This is a genomic window from Hydrogenophaga sp. (assembly GCF_035481345.1).
Classification (GTDB): Bacteria; Pseudomonadota; Gammaproteobacteria; order Burkholderiales; family Burkholderiaceae_C; genus Hydrogenophaga.
Window position 1 is genome coordinate 1 of the sequence record NZ_DATIGV010000062.1, and the last position, 23,662, is coordinate 23,662.

At 68.1% G+C, this 23,662-nt stretch carries 24 protein-coding genes; 20 read left to right on the plus strand and 4 right to left on the minus strand.

The window, feature by feature from the left end:
- The 10 genes from VLG41_RS06440 to dnaB form a co-directional block, all read left to right on the plus strand.
- A partial coding sequence (locus VLG41_RS06440) for a putative PEP-binding protein (protein WP_325348564.1) occupies nucleotides 1-568 on the plus strand: 568 nt, incomplete at its 5' end.
- A 183-nt stretch (nucleotides 569-751) separates the two neighbouring features.
- Nucleotides 752-1,051, plus strand: coding sequence for a hypothetical protein (locus VLG41_RS06445; protein ID WP_325348565.1), 300 nt, complete (start codon nucleotides 752-754; stop codon nucleotides 1,049-1,051).
- Nucleotides 1,048-1,623, plus strand: a complete 576-nt coding sequence (locus VLG41_RS06450; protein WP_325348566.1) for a tetratricopeptide repeat protein — start codon at nucleotides 1,048-1,050, stop codon at nucleotides 1,621-1,623. Before VLG41_RS06445 ends, VLG41_RS06450 begins: the two co-directional genes overlap by 4 nt.
- A gap of 145 nt (nucleotides 1,624-1,768) precedes the next feature.
- A complete protein-coding gene (locus tag VLG41_RS06455; protein WP_325348567.1) occupies nucleotides 1,769-2,029 on the plus strand; it encodes a DUF4212 domain-containing protein in 261 nt (86 codons plus the stop codon).
- A 3-nt stretch (nucleotides 2,030-2,032) separates the two neighbouring features.
- Nucleotides 2,033-4,147, plus strand: a complete 2,115-nt coding sequence (locus tag VLG41_RS06460; protein WP_325348568.1) for a VC_2705 family sodium/solute symporter — start codon at nucleotides 2,033-2,035, stop codon at nucleotides 4,145-4,147.
- Nucleotides 4,148-4,343: 196 nt separating this feature from the next.
- Nucleotides 4,344-4,715, plus strand: coding sequence for a 30S ribosomal protein S6 (gene rpsF / locus VLG41_RS06465; protein ID WP_070397866.1), 372 nt, complete (start codon nucleotides 4,344-4,346; stop codon nucleotides 4,713-4,715).
- Between the two features lie 30 nt (nucleotides 4,716-4,745).
- A complete protein-coding gene (gene priB / locus VLG41_RS06470) occupies nucleotides 4,746-5,033 on the plus strand; it encodes a primosomal replication protein N (RefSeq protein WP_325348569.1) in 288 nt (95 codons plus the stop codon).
- Nucleotides 5,034-5,045: 12 nt separating this feature from the next.
- Nucleotides 5,046-5,327 (plus strand): 30S ribosomal protein S18, encoded by a 282-nt coding sequence (rpsR, locus tag VLG41_RS06475; RefSeq protein ID WP_009520643.1) that lies wholly within the window; start codon nucleotides 5,046-5,048, stop codon nucleotides 5,325-5,327.
- 14 nt (nucleotides 5,328-5,341) lie between these two features.
- Complete coding sequence (gene rplI / locus VLG41_RS06480) at nucleotides 5,342-5,797, plus strand: 50S ribosomal protein L9 (protein ID WP_325348570.1); 456 nt, start codon at nucleotides 5,342-5,344, stop codon at nucleotides 5,795-5,797.
- Nucleotides 5,798-5,961: 164 nt separating this feature from the next.
- A complete protein-coding gene (gene dnaB, locus VLG41_RS06485) occupies nucleotides 5,962-7,383 on the plus strand; it encodes a replicative DNA helicase (RefSeq protein WP_325348571.1) in 1,422 nt (473 codons plus the stop codon).
- Nucleotides 7,384-7,424: 41 nt separating this feature from the next.
- On the opposite strand, the gene VLG41_RS06490 is transcribed toward dnaB, so the two are convergent.
- The 3 genes from VLG41_RS06490 to VLG41_RS06500 form a co-directional block, all read right to left on the minus strand.
- On the minus strand, nucleotides 7,425-9,170 hold the full coding sequence (locus VLG41_RS06490) for a PhoH family protein (RefSeq protein WP_325348572.1): 1,746 nt from the start codon (nucleotides 9,168-9,170) through the stop codon (nucleotides 7,425-7,427).
- A 203-nt stretch (nucleotides 9,171-9,373) separates the two neighbouring features.
- Nucleotides 9,374-9,850: a peroxiredoxin gene (locus VLG41_RS06495; RefSeq protein ID WP_291021762.1), complete on the minus strand. Its 477-nt coding sequence runs from the start codon at nucleotides 9,848-9,850 to the stop codon at nucleotides 9,374-9,376.
- A gap of 129 nt (nucleotides 9,851-9,979) precedes the next feature.
- Nucleotides 9,980-10,381, minus strand: a complete 402-nt coding sequence (locus tag VLG41_RS06500; protein ID WP_325348573.1) for an Mth938-like domain-containing protein — start codon at nucleotides 10,379-10,381, stop codon at nucleotides 9,980-9,982.
- 115 nt (nucleotides 10,382-10,496) lie between these two features.
- On the opposite strand from VLG41_RS06500, the gene VLG41_RS06505 reads away from it, so the two are divergent.
- From VLG41_RS06505 to clpB, 9 genes are all read left to right on the plus strand, one after another.
- Nucleotides 10,497-11,723 carry a pyridoxal phosphate-dependent aminotransferase gene (locus VLG41_RS06505; RefSeq protein ID WP_325348574.1) on the plus strand — a complete coding sequence of 409 codons (1,227 nt, stop codon included), beginning with the start codon at nucleotides 10,497-10,499 and terminating at the stop codon, nucleotides 11,721-11,723.
- A 22-nt stretch (nucleotides 11,724-11,745) separates the two neighbouring features.
- Nucleotides 11,746-13,068 carry a homoserine dehydrogenase gene (locus VLG41_RS06510; protein WP_325348575.1) on the plus strand — a complete coding sequence of 441 codons (1,323 nt, stop codon included), beginning with the start codon at nucleotides 11,746-11,748 and terminating at the stop codon, nucleotides 13,066-13,068.
- Entirely contained in the window at nucleotides 13,068-14,510 is a 1,443-nt protein-coding gene (gene thrC / locus VLG41_RS06515; protein WP_325348576.1) for a threonine synthase, read from the plus strand. The genes VLG41_RS06510 and thrC overlap by 1 nt, the downstream gene beginning before the upstream one ends.
- Entirely contained in the window at nucleotides 14,507-15,040 is a 534-nt protein-coding gene (gene mobB / locus VLG41_RS06520; protein ID WP_325348577.1) for a molybdopterin-guanine dinucleotide biosynthesis protein B, read from the plus strand. Before thrC ends, mobB begins: the two co-directional genes overlap by 4 nt.
- Nucleotides 15,037-16,320: a gephyrin-like molybdotransferase Glp gene (glp, locus tag VLG41_RS06525; protein WP_325348578.1), complete on the plus strand. Its 1,284-nt coding sequence runs from the start codon at nucleotides 15,037-15,039 to the stop codon at nucleotides 16,318-16,320. The genes mobB and glp overlap by 4 nt, the downstream gene beginning before the upstream one ends.
- Nucleotides 16,317-16,571, plus strand: coding sequence for a molybdopterin converting factor subunit 1 (gene moaD / locus VLG41_RS06530; RefSeq protein ID WP_325348579.1), 255 nt, complete (start codon nucleotides 16,317-16,319; stop codon nucleotides 16,569-16,571). Before glp ends, moaD begins: the two co-directional genes overlap by 4 nt.
- Nucleotides 16,568-17,047 (plus strand): molybdenum cofactor biosynthesis protein MoaE, encoded by a 480-nt coding sequence (locus tag VLG41_RS06535; RefSeq protein WP_325348580.1) that lies wholly within the window; start codon nucleotides 16,568-16,570, stop codon nucleotides 17,045-17,047. Before moaD ends, VLG41_RS06535 begins: the two co-directional genes overlap by 4 nt.
- 10 nt (nucleotides 17,048-17,057) lie before the next feature.
- Nucleotides 17,058-17,810: a GNAT family N-acetyltransferase gene (locus tag VLG41_RS06540; RefSeq protein WP_325348581.1), complete on the plus strand. Its 753-nt coding sequence runs from the start codon at nucleotides 17,058-17,060 to the stop codon at nucleotides 17,808-17,810.
- 165 nt (nucleotides 17,811-17,975) lie between these two features.
- Nucleotides 17,976-20,582 carry an ATP-dependent chaperone ClpB gene (gene clpB, locus VLG41_RS06545; RefSeq protein WP_325348582.1) on the plus strand — a complete coding sequence of 869 codons (2,607 nt, stop codon included), beginning with the start codon at nucleotides 17,976-17,978 and terminating at the stop codon, nucleotides 20,580-20,582.
- A 39-nt stretch (nucleotides 20,583-20,621) separates the two neighbouring features.
- On the opposite strand, the gene VLG41_RS06550 is transcribed toward clpB, so the two are convergent.
- Nucleotides 20,622-20,861 carry a hypothetical protein gene (locus tag VLG41_RS06550; RefSeq protein ID WP_325348583.1) on the minus strand — a complete coding sequence of 80 codons (240 nt, stop codon included), beginning with the start codon at nucleotides 20,859-20,861 and terminating at the stop codon, nucleotides 20,622-20,624.
- Between the two features lie 233 nt (nucleotides 20,862-21,094).
- Between VLG41_RS06550 and VLG41_RS06555 the strand changes: the two genes are divergently transcribed.
- A complete protein-coding gene (locus tag VLG41_RS06555; RefSeq protein WP_325348584.1) occupies nucleotides 21,095-23,518 on the plus strand; it encodes a DUF1631 family protein in 2,424 nt (807 codons plus the stop codon).
- Nucleotides 23,519-23,662 lie beyond the last annotated feature (144 nt).

Sequence of the window (23,662 nt, forward strand, 5' to 3'; positions counted from 1 at the left end):
GTTCCGCGGCGCGGCGCGCTACATCAGCGCCGACTTCGCCGAGGCCTTCGCCATGGAGTGCGAGGCGCTCAAGCGCGTGCGCGAGGACATGGGCCTCACCAACGTGCAGGTGATGGTGCCCTTCGTGCGCACGCTGGCGCAGGCCCAGCGCGTGACCGAACTGCTGGCAGCCAAGGGCCTCAAGCGCGGCGAGAACGGCCTGCAGCTCATCATGATGTGCGAGATCCCGAGCAACGCCGTGCTGGCCAAGGACTTCCTGCAGTTCTTCGACGGCTTCTCCATCGGCTCGAACGACCTCACCCAGCTCACCCTGGGCCTGGACCGCGACTCGGGCCTGGAGCTGCTGGCGCACGACTTCGACGAGCGCGACCCGGCCGTGCGCGCGCTGCTCAAGCTGGCCATCGGCGCCTGCAAGGCCGAGGGCAAGTACGTGGGCATTTGCGGCCAGGGCCCCAGCGACCACCCCGACTTCGCGCAGTGGCTGCGCGACGAGGGCATCAGCTCGATCTCGCTCAACCCCGACACGGTGGTCGACACCTGGCAACTGCTGGCGCAGCCCGGGGTCTGAGGTCTTCGGTATTCACTGCCACAACGGCCGGGGAGACCCGGCCGTTTTTCATTGCGCCGCAGCGAAGCACCCACGGGAAAACCCCGAGAGGGTTTGACCTGCCTGATGGGCTTGTCTGACACCTTTGTAAGAAGGCGGTAAGTTGCCCGCCCAGAATCGCGGCAATTCAAGGGTCACCCTCGCATGCTGCTGTTTCTCTCCATCGTCAAGCTGATCTGCGAGATCGCGCTCATGGCGCTGTTCGGTCAGTGGGTGCTGGGTCTGCTGGCCGGTGCCAAGCGCGACACGAACCTCTTCTACCAGTTGCTCCAGCAGGTCGGCCGGCCCTTCGTGGTGGCGGCGCGCTTCATCACGCCGCGCAGCATCGTGCTCGACCGCCACGTGCCACTGGTGGCTTTCCTCGTGCTGGCTTTCGCGTGGATCGTGGTGACGGCGCTGCGCATCCAGCATTGCCTGCGCATCGGTGTGGAGCTGTGCAAATGAACGACGCCCTCAACCGCGGTTTCCTGCGGCTGCAGATCAAGGCCCTGCTGGTGTTCAACCGGCGCGCCGCGGCACTCGAGCGCGTCGATCGCCTGCTCGGCATGGATGCGCAAGACGCCTACGCCTGGGCGACGCGCGCCCACGTGCTGGCCGAGCAGGGCGACAAGGCCGGTGCCGCCGATGCGCTCGAGCACCTCGTCGCGATCCAGCCGCAACACGCGGCGGGCTGGTTCAACCTGGGCTTCCTGCGCGAAGACCTGGGCCGCATCGACGAGGCCGAGGCGGCCTTTCGCCAGGCCATCGCGCTCGACGACCGATTCGACCGGGCCTGGTATGGCCTGGCCCTGTGCCTGATCCGCCAGCGCCGTTTCGACGACGCCGTGGTCGCGCTCAAGCGCAACACCGAACTGCAGCCCATGAGCCCGTACGGCTGGTACCAGCTGGCGCGGGTTCATGTCGACCGGCAAGAACCCGAGGAGGCGGCGAAGATCATTCGCCACCTTCGAAAGTTCGAGCCCAAGGTGGCCGCTCAGCTGGAGCGTGAAACGGGTCTGGGGAAATCCCCCGCCTGAAGCGCGCTGCCGCCGCGCGGCTGAGCAAAAAGGGGCGTCCGGCGTGAGCCGGAGGCCGAGAACACGGACCGGTTGCAGGCCGCCATGAGGAGACGGCGGTGTCCGTGATGTGCCCGAAAGGGTCTTGTTGATGGAGGTCGATGCAATGCAATTGACGGAAAAGCACCGCCACTACTGGCGGAAGAACCTCAACATCACGGCCATATTGCTCGCAATCTGGTTCTTCGTGACGTTCGTGGTGGGCTACTACGCCAGGGATCTGAACTTCAACTTCTTCGGTTGGCCGTTCAGCTTCTGGGTCGGGGCGCAGGGCGCGTTGGTGGTCTACGTGGCCATCATCGGGTTCTACGCCTGGTACATGAACAAGCTCGACATCGAACACGGTGTCGACGAGACCGAGGAGTGAACCATGGCTGGCATGTTTGAAACCGGCGCAGCCGGCGGTGCAGGCGGAAACGCCGCCTTCAAGAAGCAGCTCAACAAGGTCTACAAGTGGTACACGGGCGGCTTCTTCGTCTTCGTGGTCGCCCTGGCCATCTTCGAACAGCTCGGGCTCTCGCGCGAGTGGATCGGCTTCATCTTCCTGATCGCCACGATCGCCCTGTACGCGGGCATCGGCATCATGAGCCGCACCACCGACGCAGCCGAGTACTACGTGGCCGGGCGCCGCGTGCCAGCCGTCTACAACGGCATGGCCACCGGCGCCGACTGGATGTCGGCCGCGTCCTTCATCGGCATGGCCGGCACGCTGTACCTCACGGGTTACGGCGGCCTGGCCTTCATCATGGGCTGGACGGGTGGCTATTGCCTGGTGGCGCTGTTTCTCGCGCCGTACCTGCGCAAGTTCGGCCAGTTCACCATCCCCGACTTCCTGGGTGAGCGCTACGGCGGCAACCTGCCGCGGTTCCTGGGCATCTTCGCCGCCATCCTCTGCTCCTTCACCTACGTGGTGGCGCAGATCTACGGCGTGGGCATCATCACCGCGCGCCTCACGGGCGTGGCCTTCGAGCTCGGGGTCTTCCTCGGCCTCGGCGGCATCCTGGTGTGCTCGTTCCTGGGTGGCATGCGCGCGGTGACCTGGACGCAGGTGGCGCAGTACATCATCCTGATCATTGCCTACATGATTCCGGTGGTGTGGCTGTCGGTGAAGCAGACCAGCGTGCCCGTGCCGCAGGCGATCTATGGCCAGCAGCTGGTCAAGGTCACCGAGGCCGAGCAGCGCCTGATCAACGATCCGAAGGAGCTCGAAGTCCGTGGCGTCTTCAAGGCACGCTCCGACGCCCTGGCTGAAAAGCTGAAGGATCCGGCCGCCGCGCTGACCGCGGACAAGGCCGCGGCCGACAAGCGCCTGGCCGACGCGCGCGCCGCCAATGCGCCGAGCGCCGAGATCGCTGCCGCCGAAAAGGCCGTGGCCGACCTGCCCAAGGACCCCGACGCCGCGAAGAAGGCCTGGACCGCGCAGAAAGCCGCGGCCGACGCCAAGACCCGTCCGCTCAACGGCATGCCGCGCCACGCCGCGCAGTACGCCGGCGACCCGAACGGTGATGCCGCCGCGCAGAAGACCTTCAATGAGTCGCGCCGCAACTTCCTCGCGCTCATCTTCTGCCTGATGGTGGGTACCGCCGCGCTGCCGCACATCCTGATGCGCTACTACACGGTGCCCAGCGTGAAGGAGGCCCGCCAGTCGGTGACCTGGTCGCTGTTCTTCATCTTCCTGCTGTACTTCACGGCGCCCGCGCTGGCGGTGCTGGTCAAGTTCGAGGTGCTGAACGTCCTCGTGGGCACACCGTTCAACAACCTGCCGGAATGGATAGCGGCCTGGAACCGCGTCGACCCGACCCTGCTGTCGGTGAGCGACGTCAACAAGGACGGCATCCTGCAGCTCAACGAGATGAGCATCGGCGGCGACATCATCGTGCTGGCCACCCCGGCCATCGGCGGGCTGCCGTACGTCGTCTCGGGTCTGGTGGCGGCTGGCGGCCTGGCCGCGGCGCTGTCCACCGCCGACGGCCTGCTGCTGACCATCGCCAACGCGCTGTCGCACGACCTGTACTACAAGATGATCGACCCCAACGCCTCGACGGCCCGCCGCGTCACCATCTCCAAGACGCTGCTGCTGGTTGTGGCCCTGGCCGCTGCCTACGTGGCGGCCCAGAAGCCGGCCGACATCCTGTTCCTGGTCTCCGCGGCCTTCTCGTTCGCGGCGGCGGCGTTCTTCCCGGCCCTGGTGCTCGGCATCTTCTGGAAGCGCGCCACCGGCATCGCCGCCTCGCTGGGCATGATCGCCGGTCTGGGGATCACCTTCTACTACATGGCCACCACCCAGCCCTGGATGCGCGGCATCTTCGGCGTCACCTCGCCGGTGGAGCTGTGGTTCGGTATCCAGCCGATCTCGGCGGGCGTGTTCGGCGTGCCCCTGGGCATCGCCGTCATCGTCCTGGTCAGCCTGGTCACCCCGGCGCCGAGCAAGAAGATCCAGGAGCTGGTGGAGCACGTGCGCTACCCCAACCTCAAGGCCGCCTGATCGGCGCCTGAGAAGCCCCTCACCCGCCCCGGTGGCGGGTGAATCCAGGCCCGGACCACCGCAAGGTGGCCCGGGCCTTTCACTTTTGTATAATCGCGGGCTTGCCTTGCTGCACCCCTGCTGACGCCTGGGGGCAGCTGTCAACCTCCCCGGCCAGGGTCTTCCGGTCGGCCGGGGTCATCCACAAGGAGAGTCCATGCGTCACTATGAGATCGTCTTGCTGATCCACCCGGATCAGAGCGAACAGGTTCCGGCCATGCTGGAGCGCTACAAGGGCATGATCACCGCCGGCGGCGGCAAGATCCACCGCGTTGAAGACTGGGGCCGCCGTCAACTGGCGTACCAGATCAACAAGCTGTCCAAGGCCCACTACCTCTGCGTCAACATCGAGGCCGACCAGGCCGTGATGAACGAGCTGGAGCACGCCTTCCGCTTCAACGACGCCGTGCTGCGCCACCTGAGCGTGCAGCGCAAGAAAGCCGACACCGGCCCGTCGTCCATGATGAAGACGGTCGAGCGCGAAGAGGCCCGCAAGGCCCAGCAGCAGTCGCAGGAGCAATCCGCCTGACGCCCGTGGCGTGAGGCTCGCGGGAATCGGGTGAACCGTCTCCAGTTGCAGGCCGCGGTGGTGCAGGTGCAGAACCTGCGTTACACGCCGGCAGGCATCCCGGTGCTCAACCTCGTGCTCGAGCACGAGTCGCAGCAGACCGAACTGGACACGCCCCGAACCGTCGCCCTCCAGATCCGTGCCGTGGCCTTCGGGCCCCTGGCCGAGACCCTGCAGAAGCAGGCGCTCAACGAACTGGCGGTGTTTGACGGTTTCCTCGCGAACGCGCGCAACGGCAAAGGCGTGGTTTTCCACATCCAGGCATTCAGCAAGACATAGGAAAGGCCCATCATGGCTGCACCCAAGCGTTTCAACAAAGACAAGCGCCCCAAGCGCAACACCCAGTCGCTGCTCTTCAAGCGCAAGCGCTTCTGCCGCTTCACCGTCGCCAAGGTCGAAGAGGTGGACTACAAGGACATCGACGTCCTGCGCGACTTCATCTCTGAAAACGGCAAGATCATTCCCGCGCGCCTGACCGGCACCCGCGCGATCTACCAGCGCCAGGTCACCACCGCCATCAAGCGCGCGCGCTTCCTGGCCATGCTGCCCTACAGCGATCAGCACCGCGTCTGATTGAGGAGCCCGACATGCAAGTGATTCTTCTCGAAAAAGTCCACAACCTCGGCGCGCTTGGCGATGTCGTCAAGGTCAAGGACGGCTACGCCCGCAACTTCCTGATCCCCACTGGCCAGGCCCGCCGCGCCACCAAGGACGCCCTGGAGGCCTTCGAAGCCCGCCGCGCCGAGCTGGAAAAGGCCGCTGCCGCCAAGCTGGCCGCTGCCCAGGCCCAAGGCGAAAAGCTCGCCGCCACCAGCCTCAAGCTCACGCAGAAAGCCGGCGTGGATGGCCGCCTGTTCGGCTCCGTCACCAACCACGACGTGACCGACGAGCTGCACAAGCTGGGCTTCAAGGACGTGGTGAAGTCGCAGGTGCGCATGCCCAATGGCCCGCTGAAGGCCGTGGGCGACTACACGGTGCAGGTCAACCTGCACACCGACGTCACGGTCGACGTGGCGGTCTCGGTGCTGGGCGAAACCGCCTGATACCCGCAAGCCGTCTGGCTTGCCGAAAGCCGCTGTCTTCGGGCAGCGGCTTTTCTTTTTCTACCGCCGGGCTGGTCACAGCCTATTCACGCAGTTGCGCACAGGCTTATCCACTGGCCTTCGATCGAGCGCATGCGTACCATGCCCCTTTGCCTTGACGTCGCATGTCCACCGCCTTTTCCAGCCCTTTCCCCGACTTCGGTAGCGGCCTCGACGACACCGGCGACCGTCAGGTCGCCCAGCTCCGCGTCCCCCCGCATTCCATCGAAGCCGAATCCAGCGTGCTGGGCGGCCTGCTGCTCGACAACGGTGCCTGGGACCGCGTCGCCGACCTGCTCAACGATTCCGACTTCTACCGCTACGAGCACCGCCTCGCGTACTCGGCCATCGCCGCGCTGGTCAACGCGTCCAAGCCGGCCGACGTGGTGACGGTGTTCGAGCACCTGCAGAACCTGGGCAAGGCCGAGGAGGCGGGAGGCTTGGCCTACCTCAACTCGCTCGCGCAGTACGTGCCCAGCGCGGCCAACATCCGCCGCTACGCCGAGATCGTGCGTGAGCGCGCCGTGTTGCGCAAACTCGTGGCCGCCAGCGACGAGATCTCCACCTCCGCCTTCAACCCGCAAGGCAAGGCGGTCGCCAAGATCCTCGACGAGGCCGAGCAGAAGATCTTCAAGATCGGCGAGGAAGGCTCGCGCATGAAGGAAGGCTTCCAGTCGATGGACCGACTGGTGGTCGACCTGCTGGATCGCGTGCAGGAGATGGCCGACAACCCGCAGGACGTGACCGGCGTTCCCACGGGTTTCATCGACCTCGATCGCATGACGGCGGGCCTGCAGGGGGGCGACCTGATCGTGCTGGCGGCGCGCCCGTCCATGGGTAAAACCGCCTTTGCGATCAACATCGCCGAGCACGTGGCCCTCAACGAAGGCCTGCCCGTGGCCGTGTTCTCCATGGAAATGGGGGCTGCCCAGCTCGCGGTGCGTATCGTGGGCTCCATCGGCCGCATCAACCAGGGCCACCTGCGCACCGGCAAGCTCACCGACGAGGAATGGCCGCGCCTGACCGAGGCCATCGAGAAGCTGCGCCACGTCTCATTGCACATCGACGAGACGCCAGGCCTCACGCCGAGCGAGCTGCGCGCGAACGCGCGGCGCCTGGCGCGTACCTGCGGCAAGCTGGGCTTGATCGTGGTGGACTACCTGCAGCTCATGAGCGGCTCCAGCAGCGACGGCGGCGACAACCGCGCCACCGAGCTCGGCGAGATCTCGCGCGGCCTGAAGATGCTGGCCAAGGAGCTGCAGTGCCCGGTGATCGCGCTGTCCCAGCTCAACCGCTCGGTCGAGCAGCGCACCGACAAGCGTCCGATGATGAGCGACCTGCGCGAATCCGGCGCCATCGAGCAGGACGCGGACATCATCATGTTCATCTACCGCGACGAGTACTACACCAAGGACGCCTGCAAGGAACCCGGGGTGGCGGAGATCATCATCGGCAAGCAGCGAAACGGCCCCACGGGGACCGTCAAGCTGGCCTTCCTGAACATGCTGACGCGCTTCGAGTCGCTCGTCGGCGGCGGCGACTACTAGCCCCCACGCTCCGCCGCTGCGCGGGTCGCTGCCTCCTTGCCTTACAGAACTTCAGACGCGAAGTCCGCGAGGCGCGAGCGCTCGCCGCGTGCCAGGGTGATGTGCCCGCCGTGCGGCCAGCCCTTGAAGCGGTCCACGGCGAAGGTCAGGCCCGAGGAGCCCTCGGTGAGGTAGGGCGTGTCGATCTGGGCCAGGTTGCCCATGCAAATCATCTTGGTGCCGGGGCCCGCGCGTGTGATCAGCGTTTTCATCTGCTTGGGCGTCAGGTTCTGCGCCTCGTCGATGATCACGTACTTGTTCATGAAGGTGCGGCCGCGCATGAAGTTCATGCTCTTGACCTTGATGCGGCTGCGGATGAGTTCGTTGGTGGCGGCACGGCCCCATTCACCGGCATTGCCGCCATCGCCCTTGGCCAGGAACTCCAGGTTGTCGTCGAGCGCGCCCATCCAGGGGCCCATCTTCTCTTCTTCGGTGCCGGGCAGGAAGCCGATGTCCTCGCCCACGCTCACCGTGGCGCGGGTCATGATGATCTCGGTGTAGCGGCGATCGTCGAGCACCTGCGTGAGGCCGGCGGCCAATGCCATCAGCGTCTTGCCCGTGCCGGCCGTGCCGGCCAGCGTCACGAAGTCGATCTCCGGGTCCATCAGCAGGTTCAGCGCGAAGTTCTGCTCGCGGTTGCGGCTGGTCACGCCCCACACGGCGTTCTTGAGGTGGGTGTAGTCCTTGAGCGTCTTGAGCACCGCGGTCTTGTCGCGGATTTCGGTCACGCGCGCATACAGCGAGGGCTCGCCAGGCGCCTCGAAATAGACGAACTGGTTGATGTAGAACTGACTCACCGCCGGGCCGCTGACGCGGTAGAAGGTGTGGCTGCCGCTCTGCCAGCTTTCGATGGTCTTGCTCTGGCGCGTCCAGAAGTCCTGGGGCAGCGCGAGCGAGCCGGGGTAGAGCAGTTCGCCGTCGTCCAGGGTCTTGTCGTTCTCGTAGTCCTCGGCGGCCAGGCCCAGCGCGCGTGCCTTCACGCGCATGTTGATGTCCTTGGACACCAGGATGACCTCACGCTCGGGGTAGCGCTGGCGCAATGCAGCCACCACGCCCAGGATCTGGTTGTCGGCCTTGCCCCGCGGCAGGGAAGGCGGCAGCTCGCTCAGCAGCGGCTCTGTCTGGAAGAAGAGCAGGCCGCGTGCGGACTGGTGACCGGTCGCCGACAGCTTGAGGCCCTTGGTCATGTCGCCACCGACCTGCGCGGCCAGCGCGTCGAGGTTGCGGCTGGTCTGGCGGCCGTTGCGCGCCACTTCCGTCATGCCCTTCTTGTGGCCGTCGAGTTCCTCGAGCACGATCATCGGCAGATAGATGTCGTGCTCTTCGAAGCGGAAGAGGCTCATCGGATCGTGCAGCAGCACGTTGGTGTCCAGCACGAACAGGCGGGCGGGGCCGCCGCTGGCGCCCTTGCCGACGCTGCGGCGCCGCGCGGCGGCCACGGGCGAGGGGGTGGCGGGCGCGGCCACCGCGGGCGCGGCCGGCTCGGGGCGTTCGGGGCGGCTCTTGAGTTCCAGGGCCGGTGCGGGAGCGGGCGCGCGGCGGGTCTTGGCGGCCGGTGCCGGACGCGTCTTGCGCGGCGCGGGCGTGTCGACCGGCTCGGGTGCCGTCAGCGTGTCGTCGTCCGGGAGGATGTTCAGGCCGCCGGTGCGCTCGTCGAAGTCTTCGAGGCTGGCGTTGGAGGCCTTCAGGGAGTAGGCGTCGGGGGCGAGGAGGGCGGCGCGTTTGGAGGGGGCGGGGGGCAGGGGCATGTGGGCTTCAGCGTGCGGGCTCGAAAAAACAAAAAGCCGCCGGGAGAACCGGGCGGCTTTGCGTGCGTCGGACGGGAGGGAAACAGCGGTGGACGGGGAAGATGCCCGAAGACATGCAAACCACTATACACCTTCCAAATGTCGCCGAACGCGCGGCGTGACGGTGGGGCAGCAAGGTGTCGCTGCGCCGCACCATCGGCGGATCAGGCGGCCTTCTTGAGCGCCTTGACCGCCTTGAGCACCTCTTCGACGTGGCCCGGCACCTTCAGGCCGCGCCACTCCTGGCGCAGCACGCCATCGGGGCCGATCAGGAAGGTGCTGCGCTCGATGCCCTTGACCTTCTTGCCGTACATGATCTTGTTCTTGACCACGCCGAACATGTGGCACATCTTTTCCTCGGTGTCGGCGATCAGCTCGAAGGGCAGTTCGAGCTTGGCCTTGAAGTCGTCGTGCGACTTCATGTTGTCGCGCGAGACGCCAAACACCTGGGCGCCGGCCTTGACGAAATCCTTGTACTTGTCGCGAAATTGCATGGCCTCGGTGGTGCAGCCGGGCGTGTTGTCCTTGGGGTAGAAATACAGCACGAGCGTCTGCCCGAGGTGGCTCTGGTGGCTGACCTTGATGCCGCCGGTGGCCTGGGATTCGAACTCGGGGATGGGTTTGTTGACAACGACGGCCATGCTGTGGAGACCCCTGACGTAAGTGGATGGTGTTGCGTTGGCTGCCCGAACGGCCGGACGGGCGCTCCGTATGCATACGGAAGGTCTGGCCGGGCAACAACCCGCTATTTTACCTCTTTGAGGCCCCGATTACCCAGATACGGACGGGGATCCACCTTCTTGTATGAGGGCAGCGGTGACGCGCCGCCCCTCACCGGCCAGGATGTTGTAGGTCCGGCACGCAGCCGCGGTGTCCATCGTTTCAACGCCAATGCCCCGTTCGAGCAGGCTTCGCAGGAGGCGCGGCGCGACGAAACGCAACCGCGAACCACTGCCGAAGATCACCAGTTCGGGTGTGACGCCGGTCGGGTCGACCAGCTCCTCGAAGTGGGCCGGGGTCAGGTCTTCGGGGCGGCGGCAGTTCCAGGGGCGCAACTGCCCGGCCGCCGTCAGGACCACGCTGGCCTCGTGCCGTTCGCCGTTGACCGCGATCCAGCCTTCGCCGAGCGAGGTGATGGCGAGTTGGTGGGGTGTGTCGGCGTGCAGTTTCATGGGGCGTTCGCGCCCTGGGCGGGTCGGGGAACTGTGGTCAAATTGCCGGTTTGCTCGTGGCCAGCGTGGCTTGCATCTTAGCCCTGCGTGTCGCGTTCCCGTCGTCGGAGGGACTTTGAAGACCATCCAGAAATCCGCCAAGCTTGCCAACGTCTGCTACGACATCCGCGGTCCCATCATGGACGCGGCGCGGCAGATGGAGGAAGAGGGCCACAAGATCATCAAGCTCAACATCGGCAACCTGGCGGTGTTCGGCTTCGATGCGCCCGAGGAAATCCAGCAGGACATGATCCGCAACCTGCCCAATTCGGCGGGTTATTCCGACAGCAAGGGCATCTTCGCGGCGCGCAAGGCGGTGATGCACGAGACCCAGTTGCAGGGCATCAAGGGCGTCACGCTGGACGACATCTACCTCGGCAACGGCGCGAGCGAGCTGATCGTGATGGCGACCAACGCCTTGCTGGACGATGGCGACGAGTTGCTGCTGCCGGCCCCCGATTACCCGCTGTGGACGGCGGCGACCAGCCTGTCGGGTGGCACGCCCGTGCACTACATGTGCGAGGAATCCAAGGGCTGGATGCCCGACATCGACGACATCCGCCGCAAGATCACGCCTGCCACCAAGGGCATCGTGGTCATCAACCCGAACAACCCCACGGGGGCGCTGTACTCGAAGGAGTTGTTGCAGCAGATCGTGGCCATCGCGCGCGAGCACGGCCTGGTGATCTTCGCCGACGAGGTCTACGACAAGGTGCTCTACGACGGTGTGAAGCACGTGCCGATCGGCAGCCTGTCCGAGGACGTGCTCACGCTCACCTTCAATTCGCTGTCCAAGAGCTACCGTTCCTGCGGCTACCGCGCGGGCTGGCTGGTGGTGTCGGGCGACAAGAAGCCCGCCAAGGACTACATCGAGGGCCTGAACATGCTCTCGAACATGCGCCTGTGCGCCAACGTGCCGGGGCAGTGGGCGATCCAGACCGCGCTGGGCGGCTACCAGAGCATCAACGACCTGGTGCAGGAGGGCGGGCGCCTGCGCCGCCAGCGCGACCTGGCCTACGAACTCATCACGGCGATCCCGGGGGTGAGCTGCGTCAAGCCCCAGGCGGCGCTGTACATGTTTCCCAAACTCGATCCGGCGATCTACCCCGTGCAGGACGACCAGCAGATGTTCCTGGAATTGCTGCAGGAAACGCGCGTGATGCTGGTGCAGGGCTCGGGCTTCAACTACCCCGACAACCAGCACTTCCGCATCGTCTTTTTGCCGCACGAGGACGACCTGCGCGAGGCCATCGGCCGCGTCGCGCGCTTCCTCGAACACTGGCGAAAACGCCACGGCAACTGAGTTCTTCTTTTCTGACCGACCGATGAAACCGATTCAAGTGGGCCTGCTGGGCATTGGCACCGTGGGCAGCGGCACCTTCAACGTGCTGCAACGCAACCAGGAAGAGATCCGCCGCCGCGCCGGCCGCGGCATCGAGATCACCATGGTGGCCGACCTCGACGTGGCGCGCGCCAGGGCCGTGGTGGGCGATGGCGTCGCCGTCGTGAGCGACGCGCGCGAAGTCATCGCCAACCCCGACATCGACATCGTGATCGAGCTCATCGGCGGCTACGGCATCGCCAAGGCGCTGGTGATGGAGGCCATCTCGGCCGGCAAGCACGTGGTCACGGCCAACAAGGCCCTGCTGGCGGTGCACGGCACCGAGATCTTCGCCGCCGCCTCGGCGCGCGGCGTGATCGTGGCCTTCGAGGCCGCGGTGGCCGGTGGCATCCCCATCATCAAGGCGCTGCGCGAGGGCCTCTCAGCCAACCACATCGAGTGGATCGCCGGCATCATCAACGGCACCACCAACTTCATCCTCTCCGAGATGCGTGACAAGGGGCTCGACTTCGAGGTCGTGCTCAAGGAAGCGCAGCGCCTGGGCTACGCCGAGGCCGACCCGACCTTCGACATCGAGGGTGTGGACGCCGCGCACAAGGCGACGATCATGAGCGCCATCGCCTTCGGCGTCCCGGTGCAGTTCGACAAGGCGCACGTCGAGGGCATCACCAGGCTGTCGGCCACCGACATCCGCTACGCCGAGCAGCTGGGGTACCGCATCAAGCTGCTGGGCATCACCAAGCGCGCGCCCAAGGGCATCGAACTGCGCGTGCACCCCAGCCTGGTGCCGGCCAAACGCCTGCTCGCCAACGTCGAGGGCGCAATGAACGCGGTGGTCGTGCACGGCGACGCCGTGGGCACCACGCTGTACTACGGCAAGGGCGCGGGCAGCGAGCCCACCGCCAGCGCCGTCATCGCCGACCTGGTGGACGTCACGCGCCTGCACACGGCCGACCCGCACCACCGCGTGCCCCACCTGGCCTTCCAGCCCGACGCCATGAGCGACCTGCCCGTGCTGCCCATGAGCGAGGTCGTCACCAGCTACTACCTGCGCCTGCGCGTGGCCGACGAGGCCGGCGTGCTGGCCAAGGTCACGAGCGTGCTGGCGCTCAACGGCATCAGCATCGACGCCGTGCTGCAGCGCGAGGCCGATGAAGTGGGCGGCGAGGGCGCCACCAGCACCGACCTGATCATCCTCACGCACGACACGCGCGAAGGCACCATGGACACCGTGCTGGCCGAGCTGCAGGCGCTGCCCACGGTGCTGTCGCCCATCGTGCGCATCCGCAAGGAAGAGCTCCGCTGATGCGCTATCTGTCCACGCGCGGCCACCCCGATCGCAAGCGCTTCTGCGAAATCCTGCTGGAAGGCCTGGCGCCCGATGGCGGCCTGTACCTGCCCGAGCGCTACCCGCAGGTCGACGCCGCCGCTCTGCAGCGTCTGCGCGCGGTCTTCAACGAGGGCAAGTCCGGCGGTTACGCGGCGCTGGCCTTCGAGATCCTCTCGCTCTACATCGACGACATCCCCGCGGCCGACCTGCGCGCGATCTGCGAGCGCACCTACACCGAGGCGGTGTTCGGCAACCCGGCCATCGTGCCGCTCAAGCAACTCGATGACGGGTTCTATCTCGAGGCCCTGTCCAACGGCCCCACGCTGGCCTTCAAGGACATGGCCATGCAACTGCTCGGCCAGTTGTTCGAGTACGAGCTCGGCCGCCGCGGCGAAGAGCTCAACATCCTGGGCGCCACCAGCGGCGACACCGGCAGCGCGGCCGAGCACGCCATGAAGGGCAAGCGCGGCGTTCGCGTGTTCATGCTCAGCCCGCACGGCCGCATGAGCCCCTTCCAGCAGGCGCAGATGTTCAGCCTGACGGACCCGAACATCCACAACATCGCCGTCGAGGGCGTGTTCGACGACTGCCAGGACATCGTCAAGGCTGTCAGCAACGACCTCGATTTCAAGCGCCGCCACAAGATCGGCACGGTCAACTCCATCAACTGGGCGCGCCTGCTCGCGCAGGTCGTCTATTACTTCGCCGGTTACTTCCAGGCCACGGGCAGCAACGATGAGCGCGTGAGCTTCACCGTGCCCAGCGGCAACTTCGGCAACGTCTGCGCCGGCCACGTGGCGCGCCAGATGGGCCTGCCCATCCACCGCCTGGTGGTGGCCACGAACGAGAACGACGTGCTCGACGAGTTCTTCCGCACCGGCGTCTACCGCGTGCGCGGCAGCGCCGACACGCACGAGACCTCCAGCCCGTCCATGGACATCTCCAAGGCGAGCAACTTCGAGCGCTTCGTCTTCGACCTGGTGGGCCGCGACCCGGCGCGCTGCAAGGCCCTGTTCGCCGACGCGCTGCCGCGCGAGGGCCGCTTCGACCTCAGCGGCGACCCGGTGTTCGCCGAGGCCGCCGCGCACTACGGCTTCCTGAGCGGGCGCAGCACCCACGCCGACCGCCTGGCCACCATCCGCGACGTCGACCGCCGCTACGCGGTGGTGATCGACACCCACACCGCCGATGGCGTGAAGGTGGCGCGCGAGCACACGGAACCGGGCGTGCCCATGGTAGTGCTGGAAACCGCGCTGCCGATCAAGTTCGCCGAGACCATCGTCGAGGCCCTGGGCCACGAGCCCGAGCGCCCGGCCGCCTACGCGGGCATCGAGTCGCTGCCCAAGCGCGTGAAGGTCATGCCGGCCGACGCGGGGGCCATCAAGGCCTACATCGCCGAGCACACCGCGCTCCGATGAACGTCGTCGGCTTCGCGGGCTTCTCGGGATCGGGCAAGACCACGCTGGTCGAGCAACTCATCCCGGCCCTGCGCCTGCGCGGCCTGCGCGTCTCGGTCATCAAGCACGCGCACCACAGCTTCGACATCGACCACCCCGGCAAGGACACCTGGCGCCACCGGGAGGCCGGCGCCGTGGAGATCCTGGCCGCCTCGCCGCGCCGCATGGTGCTCATGCGCGAGTTCGAGACCGAGGCCACGCACGACGTGCACGCGCTCATCGCGCGCCTCAGCGCCGGGGCGGACTGGGTGCTGGTCGAAGGCTTCAAGGCCAGCAGCCTGCCCAAGGTCGAGGTATGGCGCGAGGCCAGCGGCCAGCCGGTGATCTACCCGGCGCAAGCGCAGGTGCTGGCCATCGCCACCGACAGCCCCCAGGCCCTGCCCGAACCACCCGCACGCCCGGTGCTGGATTTGAACGCCCCCGATGACGTGGCCGCGTGGCTGGTCGACAATGCCAGCCGGTTCCACTACAGCCCTCCCGAGAAGACATGAACGCCCCGGCCCGCGCGCCCCTGATGGCCCTGGACGACGCCCTGGCCGCCTTGCTCGGCCGCGCCGCGCCGCTGGCAGACACCGAATGGGTGCCCACCTTCGACGCCGTGGGCCGCGTGCTCGCGCAAGATCTGGTGAGCGCCTTGCAGGTGCCGCCGCAGGACAACTCCTCCATGGACGGCTACGCCGTGCGCCGCGCCGACGTGACGGAGAAAGGCGTGGTCCTGCCCATCAGCCAGCGCATCCCGGCCGGCCACGCGGGCGTGCCGCTGCAGCCGGGCACCTGCGCCCGCATCTTCACCGGCGCGCCCATGCCCGAGGGCGCCGACGCCGTGGTGATGCAGGAGGACACGCGCGAGGTCGGCGGCGACCTGCACGCGGTGCACATCGACGCGATCCCCGAACCCGGCCAGTGGGTGCGCCGCAGCGGCGAAGACGTGGCGCGCGGCACCACCGTGCTCACGCGCGGCCAGCGCCTGGACGAGGGCGCGCTCGGCCTGGCGGCCAGCCTGGGGCTGGCGCACCTGAAGGTGGTGCGCCGCCCGCGCGTGGCCCTGTTCTCCACCGGCGACGAACTCGTGATGCCCGGCGAAGTGCCGCCCGAGGCCATGAAGCCCGGCGCCATCTACAACTCCAACCGCTTCTTCCTGCGCGCGCTGCTGCAGCGCTTCGGCTGCGAGGTGAGCGACCTCGGCATCGTCCCCGACCAGCGCGAGGCCACGCTGGCCGCGCTAAAAACGGCGGCCGACCACCACGACCTCATCCTCACCAGCGGCGGCGTGTCGGTGGGGGAAGAGGACCACATCAAGCCGGCGGTGCAGCAGCTTGGCGGGCTCGACCTCTGGCAGATCGCCATGAAGCCGGGCAAGCCCTTCGCCTATGGCCATGTGCGGCGCGACGCCGGCGCGGGCGCCGATGCCGCCACCGCCTGCCACTTCATCGGCCTGCCGGGCAACCCCGTGTCCAGCTACGTCACCTTCCTGTTGCTGGTGCGGCCCTTCCTGCTCAAGCTGCAGGGCGTGGCCGACCCCGCAGCCCTTCGCCTGCCGCCCGCCACGCCGCTGCGCGCCGACTTCGCCCTGCCGCGCGCCGACAAGCGCCGCGAGTTCCTGCGCGCGCGGCGCCACGGCGACGGCGGCGTCAAGCTCTTCCCGAACCAGAGCTCGGGCGTGCTCACCTCGGTGGTCTGGGCCGACGGCCTGATCGACAACCCCTCGGGCACCACCATCGCGCCGGGCGACACCGTGCGCTTCATCGCCCTGTCGGACCTGCTCGCATGAACACCATCCAGTTGCGCTACTTCGCTTCCATCCGCGAGGCCATCGGCACCGGCGCGGAGCGGCTCAGCACCGCCGCGCCCACGCTGGCCGCGCTGCGCGACGAACTGATCGCGCGCGGCGGCGCGCACGCCGAGGCGCTGGCGCGCGGCAAGGCTGTGCGCGTCTCGCTCAACCAGGCCATGGCCGACGAATCCGCCGCGCTCGCCGACGGCGCCGAGGTGGCCTTCTTCCCGCCCGTCACCGGGGGATGAGCGTGGCCGATCGGGTCAGCATCCAGACCGCCGACTTCGACCTGAGCACCGAGGTCGCGCGCCTGCGCGAACAGGACAAGGGCGTGGGCGCCGTGTGCAGCTTCATCGGCACCGTGCGCGACCGCAACGACGGCCAGGCCGTCAGCGCCATGGAACTGGAGCACTACCCCGGCATGACCGAAAAGGCCATCGAGGCCATGATCGACGAGGCCTTCCGGCGCTTCCAGATTCTGGGCGCGCGGGTCATCCACCGCGTGGGGCCGCTCCAGCCGCTCGACCAGATCGTGCTGGTGGTCGTCAGCTCTGCGCACCGCGGCCAGAGCTTCCAGGCCTGCGAGTTTCTGATGGACTACCTCAAGACCCAGGCGCCGTTCTGGAAGAAGGAAGAGACGCCCGCGGGCGCGCGCTGGGTCGACGCGCGCGTGAGCGACGACGCAGCGTTGGCCCGTTGGGGCATCCAGGCCGGCAACGCCTGAAGGCCCGGATATGGGTCCCGCCGTGGTCGAAGCCATCGAACGCAACACGGTCCAGGCCGTGGCACCGGAGCAGGTGGACGAGGGCCTGCCGGGCTGGCTGCTGCCCATGGACAGGGGCACCGTGGGGCGCGCGCAATGCGCGGTGCCCCTGTCGCACGCGGCGCCCGAACCGGCCCTCATCGACACCATCGCCGAGCGCTACCGCGCGAACGGCTTCTCCGTGGCCTGGCGCCTGCCAGAGCTGCCCGAGTGGGACGCGTTCACCCGGGCGCTGGGCGAACGCGGCTTTGTCCGCACCCAGCCCACCCAGACCCACATCGCCGAGGCCGCCGAGCTGTTGCGGCGCCTGCCGGGCCCGCCGCAGGGCATCGAGCTGCGCCTGGCGGACACGCCCGACGCGGCCTGGCTCGCCATGTTTCTCGGCGAAGGCCTGGACCCGGTGGACGGCGCGAGCCGCTCGCGCGCGCTCTCGCGCGCCGTCGGCACGCGCTTTGCCAGCCTGAGCGAAGCGGGCCAGACCCTGGCCTGCGGTGCCGCCAGCTTCAGCCACGGCTGGCTGGGCGTGCACGGCATGCGCACGGCGGCGCGCCAGCGCGGGCGTGGCCTGGCGGGCATGGTGCTGCGCGCCATGGCGGGTGAAGCGCTGCGCCGCGGCATCCCGCGCGTGTTCCTGCAGGTCACGGCGGACAACACGGCCGCGCTGGCGCTCTACCAGCGCGCAGGCTTCCAACTGGCCTGGCCGTACGCCTACTGGCGAAACTGAGCCACCCCCGCCGCGCTTCGCGCGACCCCCTTGAGGGGGCGGCACCTGTGGCCCGGCAAAGCCGGTTCCACGGTGCCCTGGGTAGCGCGCAGTTCTCCTCAGGCTTGAAAATGGCCCCATCGCCGCCATGTGATCCGCAATCCACTTTTCCGGAGCGCCCCTCCCATGCGTCTCGACAAGCTCACCACCAAGTTCCAGGAAGCCCTGGCCGACGCCCAGTCGCTCGCGCTGGGCAACGACCACGCGTACATCGAACCCGTGCACCTGCTGCTGGCCATGCTGCGCCAGGCCGACGGGCCGGTCTCCATCCTGCAGCGCGCCGGCGTCAACGTGCCCGGCCTCACGCAGGCGGCCGAGGCGGCCGTCAAGCGCCTGCCCCAGGTGCAGGGGCAGGAGCAGGTGCAGGTCGGCCAGGAGCTGGCCAAGCTGCTGCAGGCCACCGAGAAAGAGTCCATCAAGCGCGGCGACGCCTTCGTCGCCAGTGAACTCTTCCTGCTTGCCGTGGCCGACGCCAAAGGCGAGCTGGGCCGCATCGCCAACGAGAACGGGCTCTCGCGCAAGAGCCTGGAATCGGCCATTGCCGCCGTGCGCGGCGGCCAGCAGGTGAACAGCCCCGAGGCCGAAGGCCAGCGCGAGGCCCTCAAGAAGTACACGATGGACCTGACCGAGCGCGCCCGAGCGGGCAAGCTCGACCCGGTGATCGGCCGCGACGACGAGATCCGCCGCGCCATCCAGGTGCTGCAGCGGCGCAGCAAGAACAACCCCGTGCTCATCGGCGAACCCGGCGTGGGCAAGACCGCCATCGTCGAGGGCCTGGCCCAGCGCATCGTGGCCGGCGAGGTGCCCGACAGCCTCAAGGGCAAGCGCGTGCTGAGCCTGGACATGGCCGCGCTGCTGGCCGGCGCCAAGTACCGTGGCGAGTTCGAGGAGCGCTTGAAGAGCGTGCTCAACGAACTCGCCAAGGACGAGGGCCAGACCATCGTCTTCATCGACGAACTGCACACCATGGTGGGCGCCGGCAAGGCCGAGGGCGCCATGGACGCCGGCAACATGCTCAAGCCTGCGCTGGCGCGTGGCGAGCTGCACTGCGTGGGCGCCACCACGCTCGACGAGTACCGCAAGTACATCGAGAAGGACGCCGCGCTGGAGCGCCGCTTCCAGAAGATCCTGGTCGACGAACCCACGGTCGAAGCCACCATCGCCATCCTGCGCGGCCTGCAGGAGAAGTACGAGGTGCACCACGGCGTGGAGATCACCGACCCGGCCATCGTGGCCGCGGCCGAGTTGAGCCACCGCTACATCACCGACCGCTTCCTGCCCGACAAGGCCATCGACCTGATCGACGAGGCCGCGGCCAAGATCAAGATCGAGATCGACTCCAAGCCCGAGGCCATGGACCGGCTGGACCGCCGGCTGATCCAGCTGCAGATCGAGCGTGAGGCGATCCGCAAGGAAACCGACGAGGCCTCGCAGAAGCGCCTGGGCCTCATCGACGTCGAGATCGACCGGCTCAAGCGCGAGTCGGCCGACCTGGAGGAGATCTGGAAGGCCGAAAAGGCCCAGGCCCAGGGCTCGGCCCAGGTCAAGGAAGAGATCGACAAGCTGCGCCACCAGATCGAGGAATTCACCCGCAAGGGCGACTTCAACAAAGTGGCCGAGCTGCAGTACGGCAAGCTGCCCGAGCTGGAAAAGCGCCTGAAGGACGCGCAGGCCGCCGAGACCGGCAAGAAGGACGCGGGCCGCCCGCAACTGCTGCGCACCCAGGTCGGCGCCGAGGAGATCGCCGAGGTGGTGGCGCGCGCCACCGGCATTCCGGTGAGCAAGCTCATGCAGGGCGAGCGCGACAAGCTGCTGCAGATGGAAGACAAGCTGCACCAGCGCGTGGTGGGCCAGGACGAAGCCATCAGCGCGGTCGCCAACGCCATCCGCCGCTCGCGCTCGGGGCTGTCCGACCCGAACCGGCCCACCGGCTCTTTCCTGTTCCTGGGCCCCACGGGTGTGGGCAAAACCGAGCTCTGCAAGGCGCTGGCCGGCTTCCTGTTCGACAGCGAAGAGCACCTGGTGCGCATCGACATGAGCGAGTTCATGGAGAAGCACTCGGTCGCGCGCCTCATTGGTGCGCCGCCCGGTTACGTGGGCTACGAGGAGGGCGGCTACCTCACCGAAGCGGTGCGCCGCAAGCCCTATTCGGTGCTGCTGCTCGACGAGGTCGAGAAAGCCCACCCCGACGTCTTCAACGTGCTGCTGCAGGTGCTGGACGACGGCCGACTCACGGACGGCCAGGGCCGTACCGTGGACTTCAAGAACACCGTGATCGTGATGACCAGCAACATCGGCTCGCACATGATCCAGTCCATGGTGGGCCAGCCGTACGAGGAGGTGAAGGAGGCCGTGTGGGGCGAGCTCAAGGGCTACTTCCGGCCCGAGTTCCTCAACCGCATCGACGAGACCGTGGTCTTCCACGCCCTCGACGCGAAGAACATCGAGGCGATCGCCGCGATCCAGCTCAAGGCGCTGCAGGCGCGCCTGCACAAGATGGACCTGCGCCTGGACGTGTCGCCCGCGGCGCTCGGCGAACTCGCCAAGGTCGGCTTCGACCCGGTGTTCGGCGCACGCCCGCTCAAGCGCGCGATCCAGCAGCGCATCGAGAACCCGCTCTCCCGGCTGCTGCTGGAGGGGCGCTACCCGCCCAAGTCGGTGATTCCGGTGGGCGTGGACCCGGTGCGCAACCCGGGCGTGTTCGAGTTCGGCGAACCGCTGGCGACGGACTGAGGCCCGGGCCGGGTGCCCTGGGGCGACGGCCGGCGGCGCTCAGGCCGCCTCGTCGTCGGCCTCGGCCAGCACCGGCACCTGGACGTCTTGCAGGTAGCCCTGCGCGGCCAGCCGGCGGGCCAGGTCGCGCACGTCCTCGCCCAGCAGGCGCGAGAGTTCGCGCAGGCTGCGCCGGCCGTTGGCCATGAGCAGCAGGGTGTGCGCCCGGCGGTCCAGCCCGTCGGGGCGGGCCAGCGCCTCCCAGGCGCGCGGCGTCTTCGTGTACAGCTTGCCTTCCATGTCCCGTCGAGCATGCACCAGCGGCGTGACCTCGCGATGAAAGCACGCCTGGCGGTGAGACAAACTCAAGAATCGGGCCAACCCCGGTTCCCGCCGTCCGCGCGCCATCGGCGACCGGTTGGAACCCCAGGGGGTACCCCCGTCAGGAAATCGGCCGATCACCACATCGATCACATCTGACGAAGCTATAACCGTGACCTGCGTCACATGACGATCGCAGGCCCCTTGCCCCCATGAACGTCCCCTCTCCCTTGCTGGAGCAGTGCTTCGAGGAAGCCATCCGCCACGCAGCCCCCATGCTGGGCCGCTGCATCGACGTGGGCGTCTCCTCCCTGCAGAACGAGGAGAAGGAGATGCGCGAGGTGGCCGCGCGGGACCGCGCCGCGCGGTCCTGGTTCGCGCTGCTCAAGCACCGAAACGCCTGGGGGCCCAGCTTCGCCCAGCGCCTGAAGGCCGCGTTGCGCAGCGGATACAACGAAGGCAACACCTCCAGCCTGGCGCTGCTGTCCAACACCGAGCTGCTCGCCCTGGTGGACGACAACGCGGTGGCCGAGTCCATCGAATCCGCCAAGCTGCTGCAGAACCTGCTGCCCGAGGTGGAGCAGGCCCTGGCCGTGCTGGACGCGCGCATGAGTTCGCTCATCGGCCTGGACACCGTGCACGCCGAGAAGAACCCGCTGCGCCCCTCGGTGTACGTGCGGGTGCTGCGCGAGCTGCTGGCCGCCAGCGAGAACGACGCCGAGGTGCGCACCCTGTGGATGCGCCACCTGGCCCCGGTGCTGGGCCGCGAACTGCGCGGCCTGTACGAAAACCTGGCGCTGATGCTGCAACGGGCCAACGTGCAGGAGGCCAGCTACCGCGTGCGTCTGGTGGCCGACCCACAGGCCACGCGGCCCACCCCGCCCAAGCGCGACCTGCTCGACTTCGAGTTCACCCCGGGCGGCATGGCCACCGAAGGCCACGCGCCCGCGCCGGCCCAGCCCGCCTACGGCCTCATGCCGGCCATGGGCGACCTGGCCCGCGCCCACCCCACCATCGACCACGACGTGATGCAGCAGTTCCTGCAGCATGGCGGGGAGGAGTTCGAACAGGCGCTCGACGAGCAGTACTTCCGCCAGCTCGACCGCGAGATGGCGGCGGTGAAGGCCGAGGCCGCGCTGCCGGTGCTCGACGACGTGGTGCTGGAGGAGGAGCGCACGCGCTTTCGCGACCTGCCGGTGGTGGACCGGCCCGCGCGCGGCGTCAGCATCGGCTCGCAGCTCAACCAGCAGGACTGGGGCGACTTCGCCAGCGCCGTGCGGCGCTCGCGCGAGCTGCTCGACCTCAAGCGCCAGGCCCGCTCGGTGGGCCAGGCCGTGGGCCTGGACGTGGTGCGCAAGCTGGTCAACCAGGTCGCGCGCGACCCGCTGCTGCTGGCGCCGGTGCGAGAGGCCGTGGTGGCGCTGGAGCCCGCGCTGCTCAACCAGGCGCTCACGCAGCCGCGCTACTTCAACGAAGACGCCCACCCCGCGCGCCGCCTCGTCGAAAGCGTGGCGCAGCGCAGCTTCCGCTACAACGACGAGTTCAGCGAGGAGTTCGAGTCCTTCTTCGGGCCGGTGCGCGACGCGTTCCGCCAGCTCAACGAACGCGCCAGCAAGGAGCCCAAGGCCTTCGGCGAGGCGCTGGACAAGCTGCGCGGCCACTGGCGCTCGCAGGACGACCGCGAGCAGCAGCAGCAGCAGGAGCGACTGCACGCCCTGCGCCACGCCGAGGAGCGCCAGGCCCTGGCCGATCGCATCGCCTGGGACCTGAGCCAGCGCCCGGACGTGGAGAACGCGCCCGGCTTCATTCTCGACTTCATCTATGGCAGTTGGGCGCTGGTGCTGGCGCGGGCCGAAATGGGCCTGCCCGACAGCCAGAACGACCTCAATGCCTACCGCAAGGCCGTCACCGACCTGCTCTGGAGCATCCGCAAGGAAGTGACCTTGCGCCGCCCGGCCGACCTGTTCCGCATCGTTCCGGGTCTCATCAAGACCCTGCACCAGGGCCTGGACGCCCTGGGCAAGACCCGCGACGAAACCAAGCCCTTCTTCGACGCGCTGATGCGCCTGCACGAGCCCGTGCTGGGCCTGCGCCGCGCCAAGGTGCGCAGCGACTCGGGCCATTCCGATCCCATCCCGCTGGAGCAGATCGTCGACCCGACCGTGTTCGACGAGTTCGCGCCGGCCACGCCCGAGCAGCGCCTGCCCAAGGCCGCCGCGCAGCCCTGGCTGGGCCAGAAGGAGCTGGCCGAGGCCGGTTTCGAGGACACCCTGGCCTCGGACCTCGGCGGGCTGCACGGCGAGCTCGACTCCGACAGCATGCCGCTGGGCGGGGAGGGCGAGGCGCTGGACGCGGAGCAACTGCTCATGTCGCTGCGCGAGGGCACCTGGGTGGACCTGTACTCGCACGGCGAATGGCTGCGCGCGCAACTCATCTGGGCCAGCACGCGCGGCACCCTGTTCATGTTCACCAGCCGGGGCGGGCGCGCCCACTCCATGACCAAGCGCGTGTGCGTGCGGCTCATCCGCAACCGTTGGCTGCGCCCGGTCGAGGCCCGGCCGGTGGTGCAGACGGCGCTGGAGTCGGTGCTGGCGTCGGGCGCGCCGCCCGTTCTCGAACCGGTCAGCGTGCAATAAGGGACCACCCCCGCCGCGCTTCGCGCGACCCCCTCAAGGAGGGCGGCGCCTGCGGCCCGGCAAAGCCGGTTCCGCGGCACCTCTCGATGAAAGCCCGCTGGCGCCCGGCTGAAGCCTTGGCTCGGTACCATCTCGGCCCATGAC